This window comes from Hymenobacter convexus (genome assembly GCF_030580955.1).
Lineage (GTDB): Bacteria > Bacteroidota > Bacteroidia > Cytophagales > Hymenobacteraceae > Hymenobacter.
This window is the reverse complement of the sequence record NZ_JAUQON010000003.1, coordinates 649,928-671,318: the sequence shown is the minus strand read 5'-3', so window position 1 is coordinate 671,318 and position 21,391 is coordinate 649,928. Positions and strand designations below refer to the sequence as shown.

The window sequence follows — 21,391 nt, the reverse complement described above, 5'->3', positions numbered from 1 at the left end:
AAGAAGGGGAGATAATAATTAATGAACCGTTACGCAGGGCGCCGCGAAGCTTCTTTACCCCACAGAAAAACCTTTCGAACAGTATTCCCGCCGAGAAAAAAACCCTCCCCGACGCTCTGCATGACGTTCTGCCTTTCTCGTTCTACAGCCCCCGGCTGATGCCCATTTCCAGGCCGCGCAGCTCGGCCAGGCCGCGCAGGCGGCCGATGGCGGAGTAGCCGGGGTTGGTTTTCTTTTTGAGGTCGTCGAGCATCTGGTGGCCGTGGTCGGGGCGCATGGGCAGGCTCACGTTGCGCTGGCGCATGGCCAGCACCAGCTCGCGCATCACGGCGTACATATCCACGTCGCCTTCGAGGTGGTTGGCTTCGTAAAAGTTGCCTTCGGCGTCGCGCTGGGTGCTGCGCAGGTGGATGAAGTGAATGCGCTCGGCGAACTGGCGCACCATGCCCGGCAGGTCGTTGTCGGCCCGCACGCCGAAGGAGCCGGTGCAGAAGCACAGGCCGTTGCTCAGCGAGGGCACAGCCGCCGCCAGCGCGGCCACGTCATCGGCGGTGCTCACCACGCGCGGCAAACCCAGGATGGGGTAGGGTGGGTCGTCGGGGTGGATGGCCATGTTGATGCCCACTGACTCGGCTACGGGCACCACGGCCTGCAAAAACAGAATCAGATGCTTGCGCAGCTTGGCCGCGTCGATGCCTGCGTAGGCATCCAGCGCCTGCTGAAATTGCGCCAGCGTGAAGCTTTCCTCGCTGCCCGGCAAACCAGCAATGATGTTGCGCTGGAGCAGCTGTTTCTCGTCGTCGCTCATGGCGGCGAAGCGGGCTTCGGCTTTGGCTAATTCTTCCCGGGTGTAATCTTGAGCCGCATTTTGGCGCTTCAGCAACTGAGTGTCGAAGGCTACGAAGGCGGCTTTTTCGAAGCGCAGTGCTTTGGAGCCGTCTTCTACCTCGTATGCCAAATCGGTGCGCGTCCAGTCGAGGACGGGCATAAAATTGTAGGTGACCGTGAAAATGCCGCAGGCCGCCAGGTTGCGCAGCGACTCCTGATAGTTGGCGATGTATTGCTGGAAGTTGCCGGTGCGGGTTTTGATGTTTTCGTGCACGGGCACGCTTTCCACTACGCTCCACGTGAGGCCGGCGGCGCGCACGATTTCCTGGCGTTTTTTGATTTCTTCTACGGTCCAGACTTGGCCGTTAGGAATGTGATGCAGGGCCGAAACCACGTCGGTCGCGCCGGCTTGGCGAATGTCGGCGAGGCTCACGGGGTCGTTGGGGCCGTACCAGCGCCAGCTTTGGATGATGGGCATAGTTGTGTGTGTGGTCGTTCTGGCGGGCGCCTCACCCCCCGGCCCCCTCTCCCAAAGGAGAGGGGGCCGGGGGGTGGACATCGCGCTCAATAATAAGGTAAATGTTATTGTCGTTCGGCTCCCCCTCTCCTTTGGGAGAGGGGGCCGGGGGGTGAGGCGCCCGCCAGAACGACAGAATTCTTACACCCCGCTGTACGCATTAAATCCCCCATCGACCACCACAGTTTCGCCGTTCACGAAGCGCGAGGCGTCGCTGAGCAGGTAGATGAGGGTGCCGGTCAGCTCCTCGGGCTCACCAAAGCGCTGGAAAGGCGTGTGGCTGATGAACTTGCGGGCCCGGTCGGTATGCGTGCCGTCGGCGGCGATGAGCAGGCTGTGGTTCTGCTCGGTGAGGAACACGCCCGGCGCAATTGCGTTCATGCGGACGCCGCCGCCGTAGCGCAGGCCCAACTCGGTGGCCATCCAGCGGGTGTAGCCTTCGATGGCGGTTTTGGCCAGGGTGTAGCCCATCACGCGGGTGAGCGGGCGCTGGGCGGTGAGCGAGGAAATGTTGATGATGGAGCCCGTGCCCTGCCCGGCCATCACGCGGCCGAAAACGGTGGTCGGGATAATAGTGCCAAACAGGTTCAAATCCACGGCCCGGCGGGTGTCCTCGATGCCTACATCGAACAAGCTCTGGTGGGGGCCGACGGTGGCGCCGGGCATGTTGCCGCCGGCCGCATTCACCAGTCCATCAATACGGCCCCAGGTCTGCATTATTTTGTCGCAGGCGGCGTTCATCTGGCCCGCATCAAGCACATCGGCCAGGATAACGAGGCACTCGCCGCCGGCCTCGCGGATGGCGGCGGCGCGGGCTTCGGCCCGCTCGGCGTTGCGGCCCAGAATGGCCACTTTGGCGCCGGCCTCGGCCACGGCCAAGGACATAGAGGCGCCCAGCACTCCGGTAGCGCCGGTGATAACGACGACTTTATCAGCTAAGGAAAATTGATTCAGGGAAGGCATAATTGGGTGTAGAGGTTCTGGTAGAGTTTTCGAAGGAAATCGGTTTGAATAATCGGGCCGTCATGCTGAGCGCAGCCGAAGCACTTCTACTGCGTAACTAATCAATGCCGCTGCAACGAAGCGGTAGAGATGCTTCGGCTGCGCTCAGCATGACGGCCTGGTGGTGTGTTCTGACTGTCTTACGTCTTGCTCTACGGCAGCAGCTCCACGGCGCCTTCCAGCCGGATATCATCCGAAGCGCTACCCACCATAAGGTTGAATTTGCCGGGCTCGGCCACCCATTCCAGCTGCTGGTTGTAGAAGGCCAGCTTGTCTTTGCCAATGGTGAAGGTGATGGTTTTGCTCTGGCCGGGCTTGAGGCTGATTTTCTGGAAATCCTTGAGCTCCTTGAGTGGCCGCACCACGGAGGCCACCGGGTCGCGCAGGTAGAGCTGGGCTACTTCCTCGCCGGCCGCTTTGCCGCTGTTGGTGAGCGTGAAGCTGACCTGCACCGACTCGCCGGCTTTGAGCTGCGGGCGGCTGATTTTCAAGTCCGAATAGGTGAAACTGGTGTAGCTCAGGCCGTGGCCGAAGGCGTAGCGCGGGGTATTCGGTGCGTCGATGTAGGCCGATTTGTATTTGATGTCGCCGGGCTTGGTAATGGGGCGGCCGGTGTTGTACTGCTGGTTGTAGGCGATGGGAATCTGGCCCACGTTGCGGGGAAAGGTGATGGGCAGCTTGCCGGCCGGGTTGTAGTCGCCAAATAGCACGTCGGCCAGCGCGAGGCCGCCTTCCGAGCCGGGCCACCAGGCGTAGAGAATGGCGTCGGCCTGGTCGGCAATGGCGTCGAACACCAGCGGCCGGCCGCCGAAAACGACCACGGCCACGGGCTTGCCTGTGGCTTTGAGGGCCTTGAATAGCTCTTCCTGCGGGCCGGGCAGGTGCAGGTCGGTACGCGACTTGGCTTCGCCGCTCAGGTCCCAGGTTTCGCCCACGGCCAGCACCACGAGGTCGGCTCCTTTGGCCGCGGCCACGGCCTGCTCGAAGCCGGCGCGGCTGTCGCCGCTCGTGTCGCAGCCTTTGGCGTAGCGCAGCTGGGTGGTTTTGCCGGCGCGCTGGCTCAGGCCGTCGTAGAGTGAGGTGATTTTGGTGGTGTCGGTGCTCACCGTCCAGCTGCCGTTGAGGTCACGCTTGGCCTTGGCCAGCGGGCCGATGACGGCCACGGTGCGCAGCTGCTTGGTGAGGGGCAGGGTGGCGTTTTCGTTTTTGAGCAGCACCAGCGACTTCTGGGCCATCTGGCGGGCGGCCACGCGGTTTTGCGGGTCGTTGAGCACCTGCTTCTCGCGGGCTTCATCGGAGAAGCGGTAAGGGTCGTCAAAGAGGCCGAGCTCGAATTTCTTGCGCAGAATGCGGCGGACGGCGTCGTCCACGAGGTCGATTTTTACTTGGCCGTCCTTCACCAGTTGGGCAAGGTTCTGGCTGTAGGCGTCGCCTTCCATATCCATGTCGGAGCCGGCGGTGATGGCCTTTTGGGCGGCGTCTTTCTTATCGGCGGCGTAGCCCCAGTTGGCCAGCTCGGCAATGGAGCCCCAGTCACTTACCACGAATCCGGGGTAGCTCCACTGGCCTTTCAGGATGTCGCGCTGCAGGTAGCTGTTGCCGGTGGCGGGCACGCCGTTCAGGGTATTGAAGGAGTTCATGAACGTAGCCACGCCGGCATCAGCGGCCGCTTTGAAGGGCGGCAGGTAGGTTTCCCAAAGCTGCTGGGGGCTGAGGTCGACGGCGTTGTAGTCGCGGCCGGCGGTGGCGGCGCCGTAGGCCGCGAAGTGCTTGGCGCAGGCCATCACGGCATCGGTTCCGCCCAGCTTTTCGCCCTGGAAGCCCAGCACGCGGGCTTTGGCAATGAGCGAGCCGAGGTAGGTGTCTTCGCCGGCGCCTTCCATCACGCGGCCCCAGCGCGGGTCGCGGCCGATGTCGACCATCGGCGCAAACGTCCAGTGAATGCCCGAGGCGGCGGCTTCCTTAGCGGCCACGTGCGCACCCAGCCGGATGGCGGCGAGGTCCCACGACGCGGCTTCGCCTAGCGGAATGGGGAAGGTGGTTTCGTAGCCGTGGATGACGTCGAGACTGAACAACAGCGGGATTTTTAGCCTCGACTCCAGCGCCACGGCCTGGATTTCGCGGGTGTCCTTCACGCCCTTCACATTCAGCATGGAGCCCACCTGCCCGCTGCGGATGCTGCTGAGCAGGGTGGTTTTGCGGTTGCTGGCCGGGCCGGTCACCTCGCGGCCGGAGTACTGGTTGAGCTGGCCTACTTTTTCCTCCAGCGTCATCTGGGCCAGCAGGGTTGCCACGCGCTGCTCAATGCCGGCGGCTGTCTGGGCCGTTGCGGCCGGGGCCGGTTTCTTGGTTTGGGCGAAAGCAGCCGGGCCGGGCAGCAGGCCCAGCCACAACAATGGCAACAGCGGCTTGGGAAACGAAAGAGTCATTCAGGTGCGATGAAAAGCCGCCTCAGCAGCAGGAAATGGGATTTATGCTTACTGGCGGCCACCGGCCACAGCTGCTTCGGACGAGGCCACCGTTGTACGTTCCCACCATCACCAGGGAGCATCGTTTGGGCCGAAGAAACTGTTTTTCGGTGTTTGGAAAGGGGCTGGTAGCCGCCAGAATAGCACAAGTTGACCGGGGTTCCGGTCATGTTATTTTTGAAGAGCAGTGCCCACGATTTGGGCGCCGGGGAGTTTATTTCTTGGTTTTGGCAAGTCGCTGTAGTTGCAGCATGGCCTCGGCGTAGCGCCGGCCCAGCAGGCGGGCCGACGCGGCGTTATAATGCGTCTGGTCACCGATATCGGTGGTGCCTTCGGCAGTAACGTAGGCGTAGTTTGGTACCTGTTTCTGCAGTTCAGTCACGGCTTTATTAATGCGTTGAGCAGCTTCGTTGAAGTGCGGCTGGCCGTCTGCCCCGACCTTTTTAATCTGGAAATCCGGCAGCTGCCCGGCCACAAAAGGAACGGCAGGCGCCTGCAAATCGGCGCGCAGCCGCTCAATCAGCGCTTTCAGCTTCTGTTGGTAGACGGCGCTTTTTTCGGGGTTGCTGTCGGTTTCGCCCTGGTTCCAGATGATGCCGGCCAGCGTGCCCGCTTGCAGGGCAGTTCGGGCGCGGGCCAGGGCGTCGTCGTAGGGGTGGGTTTTGGTGCCTTCGAAGTAGGCGCCGGGCGCCCACGCATCGATGCCGGAGCCGCCCACGGCGCAGAGAATCAGGCCGATGGTGAGGCCCAGGTTCTGCGCGGCCATCAGCCGGCCGAAGGTCAGGCCCGGGCCCACGGCGGCCACGGGTTTATCGAAGTGGATAGGGTCTTTGGCCACTTCCCACTGCCCGGCGGGGTTCAGGCGCAGCACGCGGGCGTTGGGCACGGTATCCTGGGCTTCCACGGCGCCGCGGCCGGCCATATTCGACTGCCCGATGAGTAAGTAGAGCTGGAATTTTTGCTTTTGCGCGGGCGGCGTTACGACTTGGCGCAGTCGTGGTTTCAGCGCTTGCGCCCGCAGCCCGGTCGCTGGCAGCAACGCCAGAAGCAGGAGGTGGAGCAGGAGCGAGCGGGTGGGTTTCATTGTTGTTTCAGGTTTAGAAGAGCGTCATGCAGAGCGCAGCGAAGCATCTCGCGTGCAGTAGTAATTCAATCGTTGAAAAAGAGTTAGTTGCGGCACGCGAGATGTTTCGCTGCGCTCTGCATGACGTTCTAACCTACATGGGCGGGCGCTGGTCGAAGAAATCGGCCAGGTGGTACATCTGCTGGTTCAGCTCGCGCATCTTGTTGAGCAGGGCGGGGTAGGGCTCCAGGTAGTTGTCCACGATGCCCTTGTTGGCGTTGGTGTTCGAGGGCTCGGCGCCTACCAGCGTAGGGTCGTTGTCCTGGTATTTGAACCAGTGCCAGCCCACGCAATTCTTCGATTCGAGCAGGCCCAGTGTGAAATTCTGATAGAACAGACCGCGGTCGGCCTGGGTCTTCACCACCCAGCCGGCCCCGGCGGTGTTGGCCAAGCCGGGGGCGTCCTCGCCCTTCACGTACCATTCGGTCACGATGAACGGCTTGCCGGCAAACACTTCCCAGTCGCGCACCCAGGTTTTTTCGGGCGTCCAGTTGTTGTAGTAATTGATGCTCACGGCATCGAGGTACTTGCCGGCCACCCGCATCAGTTCCGGGTAGTAGCGCTGGGCGCCGTGGAAACGGCAACCGAGGTACATGTGGTTGGGGTCGTACTTCTTCATCGCCTTGGCCACGATGCTGAAGTAGCGCTCGGCCGCGTAAGCCAGAAAATCCTGCCGGTTCTGGTCGGTGATGGTTTCCAAGGTGATGTTGCGTTCGTCGGCCCACTTTTTGGCGGCCACGTAACCGGGCTCGGTTACGGGCAGCTTCAGGTAGCCGTCGAGGTTTTTGCGCAGCAGCGGCATCTCGTTGTCGGAGAAATAGCCGAAGAGGTTTTTGTCCTTCTTATTCGCGGCCAGCTTTTTGGCTTGCTCCTCCACGTACTCCGGAAAGCCGGGGTCGAAGGTGAAAATGACGTCGTTGGGGTAGCCTTTGTGGCCGGGCTGCACGTAGGTGCCGCCGCGCTTGCTGCCGTAGCCGCTCATCCAATCCAGGTTGATGGTGTAAGCCAGCGGCTGGTCGGCGTGGCTGTTTTCGGCCTGAATATCCTTGGTGGCCGACCACGCGCCCGCGCCATTGAACCCGTTCGCAAAGAAGAACTTGCGGGTGGCCGCCATCCAGCCGGCCTGGTCGCCGTACTTCGCCTTCAGCGCCTGCTGGGTGCGTTCGGAGCGGCCGGCCTGCACGTCGTTCGGGGCGTTGTGCAGGAAGTAGTAGCCGTCGGGGTCCACGGCCCACCAGCGGCCCTTTATTTTCTCGACGTGGAAGAAGCCGGTGGCTTTGGTTTTCCTGTCGAGCCGCCCGCCGTACTTATCCAGCTTGATTTCGGCCGGCGTGAAGTTTTGCAGCGTGGCGATGGTGCGCGTGGGGTAATTCTTATACTCCGAGAAGCCGGCCTTGCCGTCGACGGTGGAGTTGTTGATGGTCTTTTTGGCGGCCACGCGCAGGGTGTACTCGGCGCTGTCGCGGGACTGGGCTTGGGCGGTGAGGGTGAACAGAAATAGGCCGGCGGTCAGCCGTAGGGATGAGTTAGTAGCCATTATTTCCCGGTATCGTATTTAGCCGCCTGCTGGCGGTAGTACTCCTGCAGCGTGAAAAACGCCTTCTTCTTCACGCCCGTGCTCGAAATCAAGCCCTTGCGGTTGAATCCGTTCTGATATACCGGGTGCTGGCGCCGCGTAGCGCGGAAGTCGGCCAGAATCCAGGGCGTCATGCCGCGCAGGCCTTTGATGGTGCTCAGCATCTTGAGCTGGTTCACATACAGCGCCTCCTGGTACTCTTCGCTCCAGCGGGTGTCGGCGTCGCCGTGGTAGCCGCCCAAGGCGTCGCCACCAAACTCGCTAATCATCACCGGCTTGTTGTATTTGATGTCGAAGGTGTATTTGGTGATTTCGCTGGGCTTTCCGCCCCAGTACCAGCCGGCGTACTCGTTGAAGCTGGTGAGGTCCAGCGACTCGCCCAGCGGGTCATCCACGTGAATCACGTTGTCGGGGGTGCGGTGCAGTTCCAGCGCGGCGGCGATGAGGCGGGTATCGTCGAGGCTGCGCGCTTTTTTCACGAGATTGGTCATGAAGGTGAGGCGCGGGTCGCCGAGCGGCGTTTCGTTGCCCACCGACCAGACCACGATGCTGGCCCGGTTTTTCCCCATCGAAATCAGGTCCGAGAGCTGGGTTTCGGCATTTTGGTAGGTAGCAGGGTTTTGCCAGGCAATGGTCCAGTACACCGGCACTTCGGCCCAGACAAGCAGGCCCATTTCATCGGCCAGCTTCAGCATGGCTTCGTTGTGCGGGTAGTGGGCCAGGCGCACGTAGTTGCAGCCCAGCTCCTTGGCCCAGGTGAGCAGCATGCGCAGGTCGCCCTCGCCGCGCGCCCGGCCGGGAATCAGTGGGTTTTCATCGTGAATGGAAATGCCGCGCATAAATGTGGATTTGCCGTTCAGCAGAATGTCCTGCCCTTTGGTTTCGATGGTGCGGAAGCCGATGCGGTCCTGCAACGTTTCCGAGCCATTCGTAAGCGAAACGGCGTAGAGCTTGGGGCTCAGCGGCGACCAGAGTTTCAGTTTCTTGGCCGGCAGGCTGAAGGTGGCGCGGCCTTCGCCGTCGGTTTTCAGCGTTTGCTTAATGCCGGCTTCGGCAATGTTCAGCGTCACCGACTGGCCGCTTTTGCCGGCGCCATCCAGCTGCACATAGCCGGTCAGCTGGCTCAGGTTGCCTTTGGCCAGCTGCACCTTGTAGTCCACTATGAACGTCTCGGGCGCTTCGGCAATGAAGACGTCGCGCGTGATGCCGCCGTAGTTCCACCAGTCGGTGTTGATGGTGGGCACGGCTTCGAGGTGGCGGGTATTGTCGGCCTTCACCACCACGAAGTTCTCGCCGTTGGGGTTTAGCTTGCCGGTCACCTCGTATTGGATGGGGGTGAAGCCGCCCTGGTGCATGCCCAGCTTCTTGCCGTTGAGGTAGATGTGGGCCTCGTAATTGATGGCTCCGAAGTAGAGGAAATAGCGTTTGCCAGCCGCCGGAGCTATTTTGAAGCTCTTTTTCAGCCAGATGGTGCCTTCGTAGTACAGCAGCTTGGGGTCCTGCGAGTTCCAGTCGCCGGGTACCTGCAGGGCAGCCGAATGGTCGAAATCGTACTCAATCAGCTCGGGTTCCTGGGCGGTGCTGGGCTTCTGGTTGTCGTAGTAGCCGCCTTTGCCGGTGGCCGATTTATCAAACGCCTCGCGGCGGTAGTCGTAGAAGCCGTTTTCGTAGGGGTCGATGATGTAGTTCCAGCTGCCGTTGAGGCTGAGCACGCGGCGGGCCGGGGCATTCTGGATGAGGCTGGTTTGGGCCTGGGCCGACGAGCCAGTGAAGACGCCGGCCACGCCCAGCAGGAGGGCCAGCAGCATTTTCAGTGGGGTGAGGTGGGTCATTACCAAAAGGAAAAGGGAAGGGGAAATGGCAAAAAAAGGTGAGGCGGGGAGGCAACAGCCCCGGCCCTTGCAGAGGCCAACGGGGACTGTTGCGTACTCACCACCTCACCTTTTCACCAAATCGCTATTTGTAGCCGGGGTTCTGGGTCAGAATCGGGTTGGTTTGGATTTCCTGCACCGGAATGGGGAAGAGCAGGTTGTCGGTGGTGATGCGCACGGTGGAGTTGGCGCGGGCAAAGAAGGCGTTCATCACCGCGATGGCGCGGCCGGTGCGCACCAAATCGAACCAGCGGTGGCCTTCGAAGCTCAGCTCCAGGCGGCGCTCCAGCTCCAGGCGGTCGCGCAACACCGTTTGGGTGGTGGTGGCGGGCAGGTCGACGGTGGCGTTGGCCGTGGCCACGGGCAGATTGCGCGAGCGGCGAATAACCTGGTTGACGGCCGTGAGGGCGGCGGGGCTGGGGCCGCTGGCTTCGTTCACGGCTTCGGCGTACATCAGCAGCAGGTCGGCGTGGCGCAGCACAATCCAGTCGTTTTCGGCATCGGTGGCGCTGGTGGGCGTGTCGATGTATTTCTTGGTGTAGTAGCCCAGCGTGGTGGCGGCGCCGGCCGGCAGCACGTACGAGGTGGCGGCGCGCACATCGGTGGTGCCGCTGGCCGTGAAGGCCGCAATCAGGTCGGGGTCCACGGTGTTGAACTGTTGGCCGGTGAAGGCCGCGCCCAGCAGAGCCGTCGACTGGGTGGTGCCGTAGGCGGGCATAAACCACGTGGTGAAGGCGCTGCCCAGCCCCAGCGTGCCCTTGGTGTAGCGCGCCGCGAAGATGATTTCGCTGTTCATCTCGTTGTTGGTGGCGAAGATGTTGGCGTAGGTGGCCTGCAGGGCGTAGGTCGAGCCGGTGGCCAGGGGCGCGAGCTTGTCGGCCGCCGCCTGGTACTTCTTCTGCGTGAGCAGCACCTTGCCAAACAGCGCGGTGGCGGCGCCTTTGGTGGCGCGGCCCAGGTTGATGCCGCTTTGCGTCACGGGCAGGTTGTTTTCGGCAAACGTCAGGTCCTGTTCAATCTGCGCATACACATCGGCCACGGGCGCCCGGCCGTACTGGTAGGCATCGGGAATGGCCATCAGCTCCTGCGTCACGAGCGGCACGGCGCCCCAGATGCGCACGGCGTTGAAGTAGGTGAGGGCCCGGATGAAGCGCACCTCGGCGTAGTAGCGGTTGCGGGTGGCATCGGTCAGCTTCACGCCGGCGGCGCGGCTGAGGATGATGTTGCAGCGCGCAATGGCGCGGTACGACGACAGCCAGTAGCTCTGTAGGTTGGGGTTGTCGCTGAAGAGCGAGAAGTCGTTGAACTCGTTCAGGCGCTCGCCCGAGGTCACGGTGTAGCTGTTATCGGACGGGATTTCGCCGAAGATGAAAATGCCGCGCGGCCCACCCGAGCGGCCGTACAAATCCTGCAGCGAGGCGTAAGCCGCCGTCACCCCGTTCAGGATGCTCAGCGAGTCTTTGTAGCTCTCGGTGGTGGGAATGCGCGTCGGGTCGTTCAGCTCGATGAAGTCCTTCTGGCACGAGGTGGTGCCCAGCGTGCCCAGGCCCAGAAACGCGGCCACGGCGGCTCCCGAGAAAAATTTATTGAAAGTCATGGTGGGGATGATTCAGTTGAGGGTTGATAGTTGTTAGTTGCTGGTTGTCAGTTGTCAGGCTCTATCGGAACTAACAATTGACAGCCAGCAACTGACAACGAACTAGAAGCCGACCTGCAGGCCCAGCGTGATGGTGCGGTTCATCGGGTACGAGCCCTGGTCCACGCCGTAGGTGGGGTTGGTGGTGTTGCCGTAGTTGTTGGCTTCGGGGTTATAGCCCACGTACTTGGTGAAGGTGTAGAGGTTCTGCACCGAAGTGTAGATGCCGGCGCTCTGCAGGCCAGCCGTTTTGGCCCAGCCCACGGGCAGGTTGTAGCGCAAGGTCACGTTGCGGATGCGCAGGAAGGAGCCGTCCTGAATAAAGTAGGAGTTGAACTGGGTGCGCAGCGAAGTGGCGGTGGTGGCGTAGGGGGTTTTGCCGTCGCCGGGGTTGTCGGGGCTGCGCCAGCGGTTGGTCAGCTCCACGCGGCCGTTGGTGGCGCCGGGGGCGTTGAAGGTGTACCGGTCGCCGGCATACAGCACGTCGTTGCCTTGCGAGCCCTGCAACGTCACGGCCAGCGACAAATCTTTGTAGCCGAAGGTGTTTTGCAGGCCGTAGGTGAATTTCGGGAAGGGGTTGCCGATGACGCCCACGTCGAGGGTGTTAATCTGGCCGTCGCCGTTCACGTCCTTGAACTTGAAGTCGCCCGGCTTCACGGCCAGGTTGCTGCCCGTCCACTTGGGGCTGGCGTCCACGTCGGCCTGGTCGCGGTAGATGCCCTCCTGCTGGTAGCCGTAGAACACGCCCAGCGGCTGGCCCGGCACCACCCGGATGGAGCTGGTGTAGCCAAACACGGCGTCAAACGTAATCTGCTCGTTCTCGCCCGAGAGGGCCAGCACCTGGTTGCGGTTCAGCGACAGGTTGGCCGAGGTGTTCCAGGTGAAATCACCCTTCACGATGTTGGCCGTGTTCAGCTGGAATTCCAGGCCGCGGTTACGCACCTCGCCCACGTTGGCCAGCGCCCGCGACGAGTAGCCGAGGATGGACGGAATGTTGCGGTTCAGCAGCAGGTCGGTGGTGTTGCGCTGGTAGGCGGCCACCGTCAGGTAAATGCGGTCGCGGAACAGGCCGAGGTCGAAGCCGCCGTCAAACTGGGTATTGGTTTCCCAGCCCAGGTTGCGCAGGGCTAGGCCGTTGGGCGAGAAGCCGAAGTTGCGCACGCCGTTGCCGGTGCCAAACACGTAGTTGGCGGCCGTCTGGTAGCTCTGGTAGTTGTAGTCGCCGATGTTGTTGTTGCCCGTCACGCCGTAGGAGGCGCGGAACTTCAGCTCCGAAATGGCCGCGATGCCTTTGATAAAGGTTTCCTCGCCGGCACGCCAGGCCAGGGCCACCGAGGGGAAGGTGGCGTAGCGGTTGTCGGGGCCGAAGCGCGACGAACCGTCGGTGCGCAGCGCGGCCGTCAGAATGTAGCGCTCCTTGAAGGCGTAGTCGAGGCGGCCAAACAGCGAGGTCAGCGAGCTGGCCGCGTAGTTGGCCTGGCCAAACAGCTGCCCGGCGCCCGTGGCGTACTGAATGTCGGGGGTGGTGTAGGTGCCGGTCTGGCCCAGCACGGTGCTGCCCTCGTTTTGGTTGTATTGGGCCGAGTAGCCGGCCAGCAGGGTCAGGTTGTGGTCGGTGCCGAAGGTGCGGTTGTAGGTGGCCGTGTTTTCCCACACCCAGTTCAGGTTGGTGCCGTTGGTTTGGCGCGCGTCGATGTTGTTGAGGATGGGCGTCGAAATATTGGCGCCCGCGTTGTTCACCGTGCCCAGCGTGGCCGGCACGTAGATGGCGCGGCGGCTATTGAGCAGCTCGGCGCCAAAGTTGGTGCGCAGGTTCAGGCCCTTAATGATTTCAAAATCCAGGAACGTCGAGCCCAGGGCCCGCACCGCGGTGGTGCGGTCCTTGTATAGGTCGATGGTGGCCACCGGGTTCAGCAGGTCGCCGGGCGTGGTGATGCCCGAGCCCGAGTTGCGGATGGCGCCGTAGTCGCCGTTGGCCAGCCGCACCGGCACGATAGGCGGCAGAATCAGGGCCGCCGTCACGATGGCCGTTTCGCCGCCCGGGCCGCCGCCGGCAATATTGCCGCCGTTGTAGCTGCCCGAAATCGGCTTCACGTCGGTGCGCGTGAAGTTGGGCGACAAGCTCAGACCCAGCTTCAGCTTGGGGCTGAGCTGTGCGTCGTAGTTGGCGCGCAGGGCAAACCGGTCGTAGCCCGTGTTCTTAATCACGCCGGTTTGCTTGAAGTAGCTGCCCGAAATGTAGAAGCGCGACGCATTGGTGCCGCCCGTGGCCGACAGCTGGTACTGCTGCTGCGAGCCGGTGCCGAAAATCTCGTTCTGCCAGTCGGTGTTGGGCAGCTCGGGCGCGCCCACTGCCAGCGTGGCCGGCAGGGTGCGGGCCCCGTTCGTGTACGACTCGCGCACGTACTCCAGGTACTGGTCGCGGTTCATCAAATTCACTTTTTTGGCCACTTCCACCACGCCGGCGTTGGCCGTGAAGTTGAAGCGCGTCTTGCCGTCGTTGCGGCCGCGCTTGGTGGTCACAATCACGATGCCGTTGCCGCCGCGCGAGCCGTAGATGGCGCAGGCCGCCGCATCTTTCAGAATCTGAATGCTCTGAATATCAGCCGGGGCAATCTGGTTGTAGCTGTCGGCGCTGTTCAGCGGGTAGCCGTCCACCACGTACAGCGGCGAGTTGCCGGCCGAAATCGAGCCCAGGCCGCGCACGCGAATCACCGCGCCCTGGCCGGGCTCGCCCGAGGGCTCGGTAATCTGGGCGCCGGCCACCAGGCCCACCAGGGCCTCGGATGGGGAAGCCACCGGAATCAATTCCACCTGCTTGGCCGAAATCGAGGAAATGGACGTGGCCAGCAGCTTTTTCTCCTGCACACCGTAGCCCACCACCACCACTTCCTCCAGCGCCTTCGAGTCGGGCGCCAGCGAGGCGTTGATGGACGTGCGGCCGCCCACGGCCTCTTCCTTGCTGAGGTAGCCCACGAAGGTGAAAATCAGCGTCGCGTCGCTGGGCGCTTTGATGGTGTAGCGGCCTTCGGCGTCGGTCTGGGCGCCGTTGGTGGTGCCTTTCACGATGACGTTGACGCCGGGCAGGCCCGCGCCTTTTTCGTCCACCACGCGGCCGCTGATGGTAATGTCGGCTTTCACGCCGCTCGGCGCAGCGGCCGGGTGCACGAAGGCGAAAGTGGGGGCGCTCAGGCCCAGGCTCAGCGCGGGCAGCAGCACCAGGGGCCGCAGGTAGCGCCGAAAATCGGGTCGTAAAATGTCCGTCATGAGTGGGTGGGGTTGGTGACGTTGGTGGGAACGCAGCGGGCCGCTGCCGGCGGTAGGATGGGGCCGCTACGGGCCCTCCAGCGGGGTCAGTGGGGACTTACCCCCTCGACTGCCCTGCGAAGTACCGGATTCTTCCGGCCGATTGCACCTAAACCACAGGCCTTTATTTACGCAAACGTTTTCAGTCGGCCTCGCCAAAACGGCGGTTTTCCGGCTCCTAACCGTTAGGTTTGTATGTATTGGGCATTAGCCAATGCTTATAGAAAATTGCCTTTTTCACCCGCCAACATCCCCCATTTCCTGCCATGACGCCCGTGAACCTCAAGTCGCTGGCCGAGCAACTCCACCTATCTATCGCCACGGTTTCCAGGGCGTTACGAGATAGCCACGAAGTTTCAGAAGCCACTAAAGTCCGGGTGCGGGCCTTGGCCACGGCCCTCAACTACGAGCCCAACGCCTACGCCAGCAGCCTGCGCCGCAACGTGAGCAAGACCATCGGCGTGGTCATTCCGAAGGTGGCGAACCACTTTTTTGCCCTCGCCATCAACGGCATTGAGGAGGCCGCCCGCCAAAGCGGCTACCACGTCCTCATCTACCTCACCCACGACGATTACGCCCGCGAAGTGGCCATTGTGCAGCACCTCAAGGGCGGCCGCGTCGACGGTCTGCTCATGTCGGTGGCCAGCGGCACCGAGGATTTTGCCCACATCAAAAGCCTGAAGGACACCAATCTGCCCATCGTGTTTTTCGACCGCGTGTGCGCCGAAGTGGCCACCGCCAAAGTCACCACCAACGACTACGAAAGCGGCTACCAAGCTACCGAGCACCTGCTGCAAGCCGGCTGCCGCACCATTGCGCACCTGCTCATTTCCAACAACCTGTCCATCGGCCAGTTCCGCCAGCAGGGCTACCTCGACGCCCTCACCGCCCACGGCCTCACGCCCGACCCCGACCTGGTGCTAAACGGCGTGATGGACAACGAGCAGAATGTGGCCCTCATCCGCGAGTTGCTACAGCGCCGGCCCGATATCGACGGCATCTTCGCCTCGGTTGAGCGCTTGGCCATCAGCGCCTATCACGTGTGTAAGGAACTGGGCCGCCGCATTCCCGAGGACATTAAAATCATCGGCTTCTCGAACCTGGAAGCCGCCTCCCTGCTCGACCCACCGCTCTCCACCATCACCCAGCCAGCCTACGACATCGGCCGCGAAGCCGCCAAAATCCTCATCCGGGCCGTGGAGAAGAAGAAGGACATCCTGCCCAGCCAAAGCCTGGTGCTGAATTCGGAATTGTTTCAGCGAAGGTCCACAGCAAGTAATTGAAACGAGAAAGGCCCCGAAACATCGTTTCGGGGCCTTTCTATGAATATCAGAACGTCATGTCGAGCGCAGCCGAGACATCCCGCGTGTGGTAGTAACTCAATTGATTTGATTACTTCGGCACGCGAGATGTCTCGGCTGCGCTCGACATGACATTTTTTAACCACCTACTCCACTACCACGCGCTTGGTCAGCACCTGGCTATCGGCCTGCAAGCGCAGCACATACACACCCGCCGCCAGGTTCGAAGTGTTGAACTCCGCCGTGGCGCCGGCCGCCGTCAGGCCAATGTTGCGGGCCTGCACCTGCTGGCCCAGCGCGTTGAGCAACGTAGCGCGCACCCCCGACTGGCCCACCAGCGGCGGCAGCAGCACCGTGAAGCTGCCGTGCGCCGGGTTGGGGTAAAGGCTCACCGCAGCAGCTGTAAGCTCCGCCCGGGTAGCCGTGACGGCTGCCGGGCGGAATGCCAGGCTGAAACGCCCGTTGCCGGCCGTGGTGGTGTCTAGCGCAAACGGGTAGCGGCTGCCCGTCGTCAGGGCCTGCTGCGTACCCGTCAGCGCATCGCGCAGGTACACGCGCACCGAGCCAAAGCTGCTCATATCGGCCACTTCCAGCGCAAAGGTGCCACCATGCGGTACGCGCACGCTCAGCGGTACCACTACCTCGACTGCGCCCAGCGGAGCCAGTGCATTAATGGCCAGTGGCATATTCCCAGTTAGCGAAGCTAGGTTCAGCCCGGTGGGGTTAGACAGCTTGGCAGCATCGAATTCGGCATCAACGCCGGCCGTAGCGCCCTGCTCGAAGTATAGGTAAGCATCGTCCTGCAGCCCGGCGCCACTTAGGGTGAGGCGTAACTGCGGCCGAATATCATTTGTGCCGCGCCCGAAGGCGGGCTGGGTGCCGAAGGTGGTGACGCGGTTGGCGTTGGTCAGGTTCACGGCGCCGGGCGTGCCGGCAGCCGAAACGCGGGCGAAGTAGCCTGAGCCAGCCACCACCAGCGGGGAGGCGCCCACGCCGTTGGCGTAGGTGCGGTAGGTGCCGGCGTACTGACCGGTGCTTTGGTACACGTACATGGCGGCGTCCATGCCCGGGCGTTGGGCCGGGGTCACGGTGTTCCAGTCCAGCGGGGCGGGGTAGGGGTTCCCCAGCAGCTGCCAGCCGGCGTCGGCATCGGTGCCCCGGCTAAGCGCGCCGGAGTTCTGGGTGGCGTTGTTGAAGGTGCCGGTGAAGGCCACGGGCGCGGCGGAGGCGGGCGCATTCGCGGTGTAGCCGCGCGTGGGCTGCATCACATCCGTATCGGCCGTGGGTGAGTACCAGCCTTTATCGAAAGCGCTATAGTTAGACGCGACGGTAGCCAGCCGGCTTTCATCGTAGCCAAACACCGTGGGAAAAGGCGCTACCGCGCCAGGCGTGGCGCTGCTGTTATACGCAGTATTGAACGTAGGCGTGAAGCCCGCTGTGGTCAGGCTGCTCAACGGCGCACCGGCCACCGGTGAGCTGAAGTGGCGGTAAGCCGGGCCCGTCACGGTGCTGGTGATGGCGCGTTGCATGGTGCCCGCGCCGTTCACCACGCCGCCGGTATTGTCGAGCAAAGCCGTGCCAGCCGTCGATGACAGCAGCGTAAATGACTGGCCGCCGGTGTTTAGGTTGCCGCTTTGGAGGCGGGCCACCTGGGCCACGCTCACGGGCTGGCTCAGGGTGAGGGTACGGTCGGTGGCGAGGGGGGCGGTGCTGTTCACCGTCAGGCCGCGCACGGTGGCGGGCAGGCCGGCGCCGGTGGTCTGGGGAGCAGTGCCGTTGTAGGTATAGACGGCATCTGTAGAGAAGCTGCGGGGGCCGGCCAACTGGATGGCGCCCGTGGCCCCGGTGGCCGCAATGCCGGCCGGGTCGCAGATTTGCAGCTCGGCGCCGGCCTGCAGCTCGAAGCTGCCCGTGCCGCTTAGCGTCTGGCAGTTGCTGATGAGCTTGCCGCCCGTGAGCACGCGCACGGTGGTGGCAGTCGTGGTGGGCAGCTGCGGGGTGAGGGTGCCGCCGTTCTGCACCGTGATGCTGTTGTAGGCGCCGCCGGCGGGCATGTTCTGGCCGTTTGCCACCACTAAATCGGGGCCCGTCACGGCGTTGCGCAGGCTCTGGATGTAGGTCACGTTGGGCGTGCCGAAACCGTAGCCCCAGTTCAGGGCTGTGCTGCCCGAGGAGTTGGCTTTGCCGGTACCGTTGTAGTCGGCCAGGGTCTGGGTCGGGTTCAGCGGGTAAACGAACTTGCTCGGGCTGCCGCCGTTGTCTAGGTCCGGCGCGGCCATTTTGTAGTTGGGGGTGGCCGTGTAGTTGGCCGTGGTGCCCGCGGCCACCGAACCGCCCAGCGCCAGGTGCGTGGCAAACGTGTGGATGGCCCCGGTCACGCCCGCGGCCGGCGAGCCGGCGGCTTTCACCATCACCATATCATACTGCGTGATGTTGAAGATGTTGGTGCCGCCCACATTGGTGAGGTAAGTGGTGTTGCCCAGCAGGAAATCCAGGGTGAAATCCGAAGCGTCGTAGTCGGGCGCGTAGCCGGCGGGGCCGGCCAGCTGGCGCAGCACAATGGTGGTGCCGCTGCGCAAATCCGACCAGAAGGCGTTGTTCGTGAACTGGTACTTGCCGCCGGTGTCGGCCGTGCCGTTGCTTTCAAAGTCCTTCACAATCATGCCGCGCACGTCCAGGTGGTCCTGCACCACCAGCAGCTCCACGGCATCGAGGTTGCCGGTGCCGTCGTTCGAGCCGTTGTAAATCCGGTTCACCACGATGGTCGGCGGCGTGACGGCCTGCCCGCGCAAACTCTGGATGTAGGCGATGTTGGGCGTGCCGAAGCCGTCGCCCCAGTTGCGGCTGGTGCTGCTGGAAGTGGCCGCGTTGCTGCCGTTGTAGTCGGCCGTGCTCTGGGCCGGGTTGGTGGGGTAGGCCATGAAGCCCGTGCCCAGGTTGGAGGCCAGCAGCTTCGGGCTGGTCACGGCGGTGTAGAAGGCCAGGCCCGTGGCGTTGGTGGCGAAGGCGTGCACGGGGTTGTCGGTGCCGCTGGCGGTGCCGGTTTTCAGCAGCACCATGTCGGTTTGGGTCAGGTTGAAGTTCTGGCCGCTGGGCGCCAGCGCGTCCAGGTAAGTGGCGTTTTCCATCAGTAGGTCGATTTTGAAGTCGCTCGGGTCGGTGTCCTCCACGTAGCCGCTGATGCCGGACGTGAGGCGACGCAGCACGATGGTGGTGCCCACGCGCAAATCCTTCCACAAAGCCACGTCTTTGAACTGGTACTTGCCGCCGGTATCCGAGGTCAAGTTGGTCTCGAAGTCCTTCATTATCAGCCCGCGAATATCCAGGTGGTCCTGCACCACCAGCAACTCCACGGCATCGGTCGAGCCGTCCGAAGTCGAGCTGCCGTTGTAGAGCCGGTTCACCACAATGCCCGTCAGGGGCTGCTCAGCAAACGTCAGCTTCGAAAAGTTGAAGCCGCCGCTCACGATGTCGAACTTGAGCGTGGCGTTGGGCGAAGCCTCCAAGTACACGTTGTTGATAACCAAATCCTGATACGTGCCGAAACTGCCCGTAGCCGGCACGGCCACCGCGCCGGTGCGGTCCACGTCGTTCACCGACAGCCGCACCGAGCCCGTCGACGTCGCGCCCGTCGAAACCCGCACCCGAAGCTGATAAAGGCCGGTGCGCAGCACGTTCACCGTGTATTTCAGCCACTCGCCGCTGGCCGTGTAACCCACTTCGCCGATGCCTTCGCCGCTGTTGCTCGTGTCCACGCCTTCGGTGGGGCGGGGCACGTTGGGGTCGGCCGCGGCGCCGCGGTTGGCCACTTCGGTGTCGTGGTAGGCCACGTTTTCGCCGCCGTTGTCGTACTCAATGGCCTTCACCAGGCCCGGAATTACCGGCGTGGGGCTGGGGTAGGGCGTCCGAATGCAGGTGCTGACGGGCAGGTAGTTGGCTTTGGTTGTGGTTATCGTCGTGTCGGCATTCACCAGCGTCAGCGAGATGGTTTTGTTGCCGGCCGTAGCGTACGTCACCGCAATTGGTCCGCGGCCGGAGCCGGTAGCCGGCGTGGCCCCTGCCCCAAAGTCCCAAGTCAGCGAAGTGGCTTCGCCCAGCACCGAGGCCGTGAAATTTACCGCCTCCGGTGCCACGCAGCTAAAGGTTTTGTCGCTGGAAAAGTCGGCCAGCGTCACGTTGTAGCCGGGGTTGCGGTAGGTGGGCGGCAGGGCCTGCTGGGCGTGCTGCAGCGAGTATACAATCTTGCGCGTCAGCGTGCCCTGCGCGTTGAAAAGCAGCACCAGCGTCGACTGCGCGTAGATTTTATCGTTATAGGCGGCATTGATACCAGCCGGCACGTTGATTTTCAGCGCCGCCGTGCCGGGCACCGTGCTGCCGTCCAGCTGCACCGTGAAGTTGTAGTCCGTCACGTCGCTTTCGTTCAGCAGCATCACGGCCGTGGTGCCGTTGTCGGTGCTGCTGAGTACCTTCACCAGCGCCTGGTTGTCGGTGGCGTTGAGGTTGGTGCCGTGCAGGTTTTCCGACACCAGCATCTCGTGCCAGAAGGCCGAGCGGGGCTTGAACGTGGCGGGCGTACCGCCGTCGATGTAGCCCAAATCGCCGGTGCCGCGCGCCCCGCTGCCCTCGTGAATGGACCACGGCAACATCGAAACCGCTCCGTATTTCATGCCCACCCCAAACACCTCGGCCCAAAACTGCCCGTTCAGAAAAGAATGCACGCCCACGCCCTCCACGGTGTTGGCCGTGGGGTTGGCATAGTCCACGTTGAACTCGGTGAGGGCCCAGCGCAGGGCGTTGGCGCCGGTGCGGTTGTTCTTGGTGTTGGCCGCCGCCATCAAACCCAACAGGTTATTTACGTTGGTGGTCAGGTTGTTGGTGCCCGACACCACGCCGGCCCGGGTCTGGGTGCCGTTGAAGGGGTAGGTGTGGAAGGAGATGACGTCGATGTAGTAGCGCCCGTTGGCGTCCTGGCCGGTGATGTCGTTGGCGCCGCCCACCAGCGCCGAGAAGTAGCCGTTATAGGACGCATTTTCCGGGCCCACCGTCAGGATGGTGGGGTCCACCGCTTTCATGGCCGAAGCGAAGGACTTGATGTAGGTTTCCACGCCCGCCACGCTCACCGGGTTGGGCTGCGAGGTGTTGTTCAAATCGGGCTCGTTGCCGATAATCCAGTACTTGATGTTGCGGCCCATCGTGATGTTGACGTGCTGCACCACCTGCGCCGCCTGCGCCGCCGTGAAGCGCCCGCGCCCCTCGGATACCTGCACCATCGGCTCGGCCCCGATGCGCCGGATGGAGTCAATCAGGGCGATGTACTGCGCATTGGTCACCAGGTTGGAATTCACGCCGTTGCCGCCGATGCGAATCATCTTCACCTTCGACTGCTTCACCAGCGGCCACAGCCGGTCGAGCTGTCCGTTATATACCTGCGTGCCCAGCGCCGTGGGCAACCAGGCGTTCTGGCCGGCGAGGTAGGGCGAAATGGCCTGGCCGTGGCCGGAGCTTATGGCCAGCCAGCTCAGGAAGAGGAGCGATAACAGTTTTTTCATGCGGGTGGGAGTTTGGTTGGTTTGAAGCAGGAAAGAAGCCCCGTTCGCCCGCGCCCAATTGGGCCCGCAAAGGCACACACCGGCCAGCCCAACCAAAAAAATTGGCGGAAAGCGGCAGCCAGCAGTAGGAGGGGCCGAAACTGAGAAAGCCAGGGTCGGCCGGGCGTGCGGAGGGGCAGCGCAGGCAGGGCAAAGAAGCCGGGCAGAATCCGGC

The 21,391-nt window shown here is 62.9% G+C and carries 10 protein-coding genes; 1 reads left to right on the top strand and 9 read right to left on the bottom strand.

Annotated features, from left to right (window positions below; all coding sequences use genetic code 11):
* Positions 1–142 precede the first annotated feature (142 nt).
* From uxuA to Q4S41_RS09205, 8 genes are all read right to left on the bottom strand, one after another.
* Positions 143–1,306, bottom strand: coding sequence for a mannonate dehydratase (uxuA, locus tag Q4S41_RS09240; RefSeq protein WP_305030824.1), 1,164 nt, complete (start codon positions 1,304–1,306; stop codon positions 143–145).
* Positions 1,307–1,486: 180 nt separating this feature from the next.
* On the bottom strand, positions 1,487–2,308 hold the full coding sequence (locus tag Q4S41_RS09235; protein ID WP_305030823.1) for an SDR family oxidoreductase: 822 nt from the start codon (positions 2,306–2,308) through the stop codon (positions 1,487–1,489).
* A 191-nt stretch (positions 2,309–2,499) separates the two neighbouring features.
* Complete coding sequence (locus Q4S41_RS09230; RefSeq protein ID WP_305030822.1) at positions 2,500–4,776, bottom strand: glycoside hydrolase family 3 N-terminal domain-containing protein; 2,277 nt, start codon at positions 4,774–4,776, stop codon at positions 2,500–2,502.
* A 253-nt stretch (positions 4,777–5,029) separates the two neighbouring features.
* Positions 5,030–5,899: a sialate O-acetylesterase gene (locus tag Q4S41_RS09225; protein WP_305030821.1), complete on the bottom strand. Its 870-nt coding sequence runs from the start codon at positions 5,897–5,899 to the stop codon at positions 5,030–5,032.
* Positions 5,900–6,032: 133 nt separating this feature from the next.
* Positions 6,033–7,475: a hypothetical protein gene (locus Q4S41_RS09220; RefSeq protein ID WP_305030820.1), complete on the bottom strand. Its 1,443-nt coding sequence runs from the start codon at positions 7,473–7,475 to the stop codon at positions 6,033–6,035.
* Complete coding sequence (locus Q4S41_RS09215) at positions 7,475–9,346, bottom strand: glycoside hydrolase family 2 protein (protein WP_305030819.1); 1,872 nt, start codon at positions 9,344–9,346, stop codon at positions 7,475–7,477. The genes Q4S41_RS09220 and Q4S41_RS09215 overlap by 1 nt, the downstream gene beginning before the upstream one ends.
* Positions 9,347–9,470: 124 nt before the next feature.
* Positions 9,471–10,982 (bottom strand): RagB/SusD family nutrient uptake outer membrane protein, encoded by a 1,512-nt coding sequence (locus Q4S41_RS09210; protein ID WP_305030818.1) that lies wholly within the window; start codon positions 10,980–10,982, stop codon positions 9,471–9,473.
* Positions 10,983–11,084: 102 nt separating this feature from the next.
* Positions 11,085–14,288, bottom strand: coding sequence for a SusC/RagA family TonB-linked outer membrane protein (locus Q4S41_RS09205; protein ID WP_305030817.1), 3,204 nt, complete (start codon positions 14,286–14,288; stop codon positions 11,085–11,087).
* Positions 14,289–14,593: 305 nt separating this feature from the next.
* Here Q4S41_RS09205 and Q4S41_RS09200 point away from each other — a divergent pair, with 305 nt between their 5' ends.
* Positions 14,594–15,610, top strand: coding sequence for a LacI family DNA-binding transcriptional regulator (locus tag Q4S41_RS09200; protein WP_305030816.1), 1,017 nt, complete (start codon positions 14,594–14,596; stop codon positions 15,608–15,610).
* Positions 15,611–15,774: 164 nt separating this feature from the next.
* Here the strand turns inward: Q4S41_RS09200 and Q4S41_RS09195 are convergent, their stop codons facing one another.
* Positions 15,775–21,177, bottom strand: coding sequence for a T9SS type A sorting domain-containing protein (locus Q4S41_RS09195; RefSeq protein WP_305030815.1), 5,403 nt, complete (start codon positions 21,175–21,177; stop codon positions 15,775–15,777).
* Positions 21,178–21,391 lie beyond the last annotated feature (214 nt).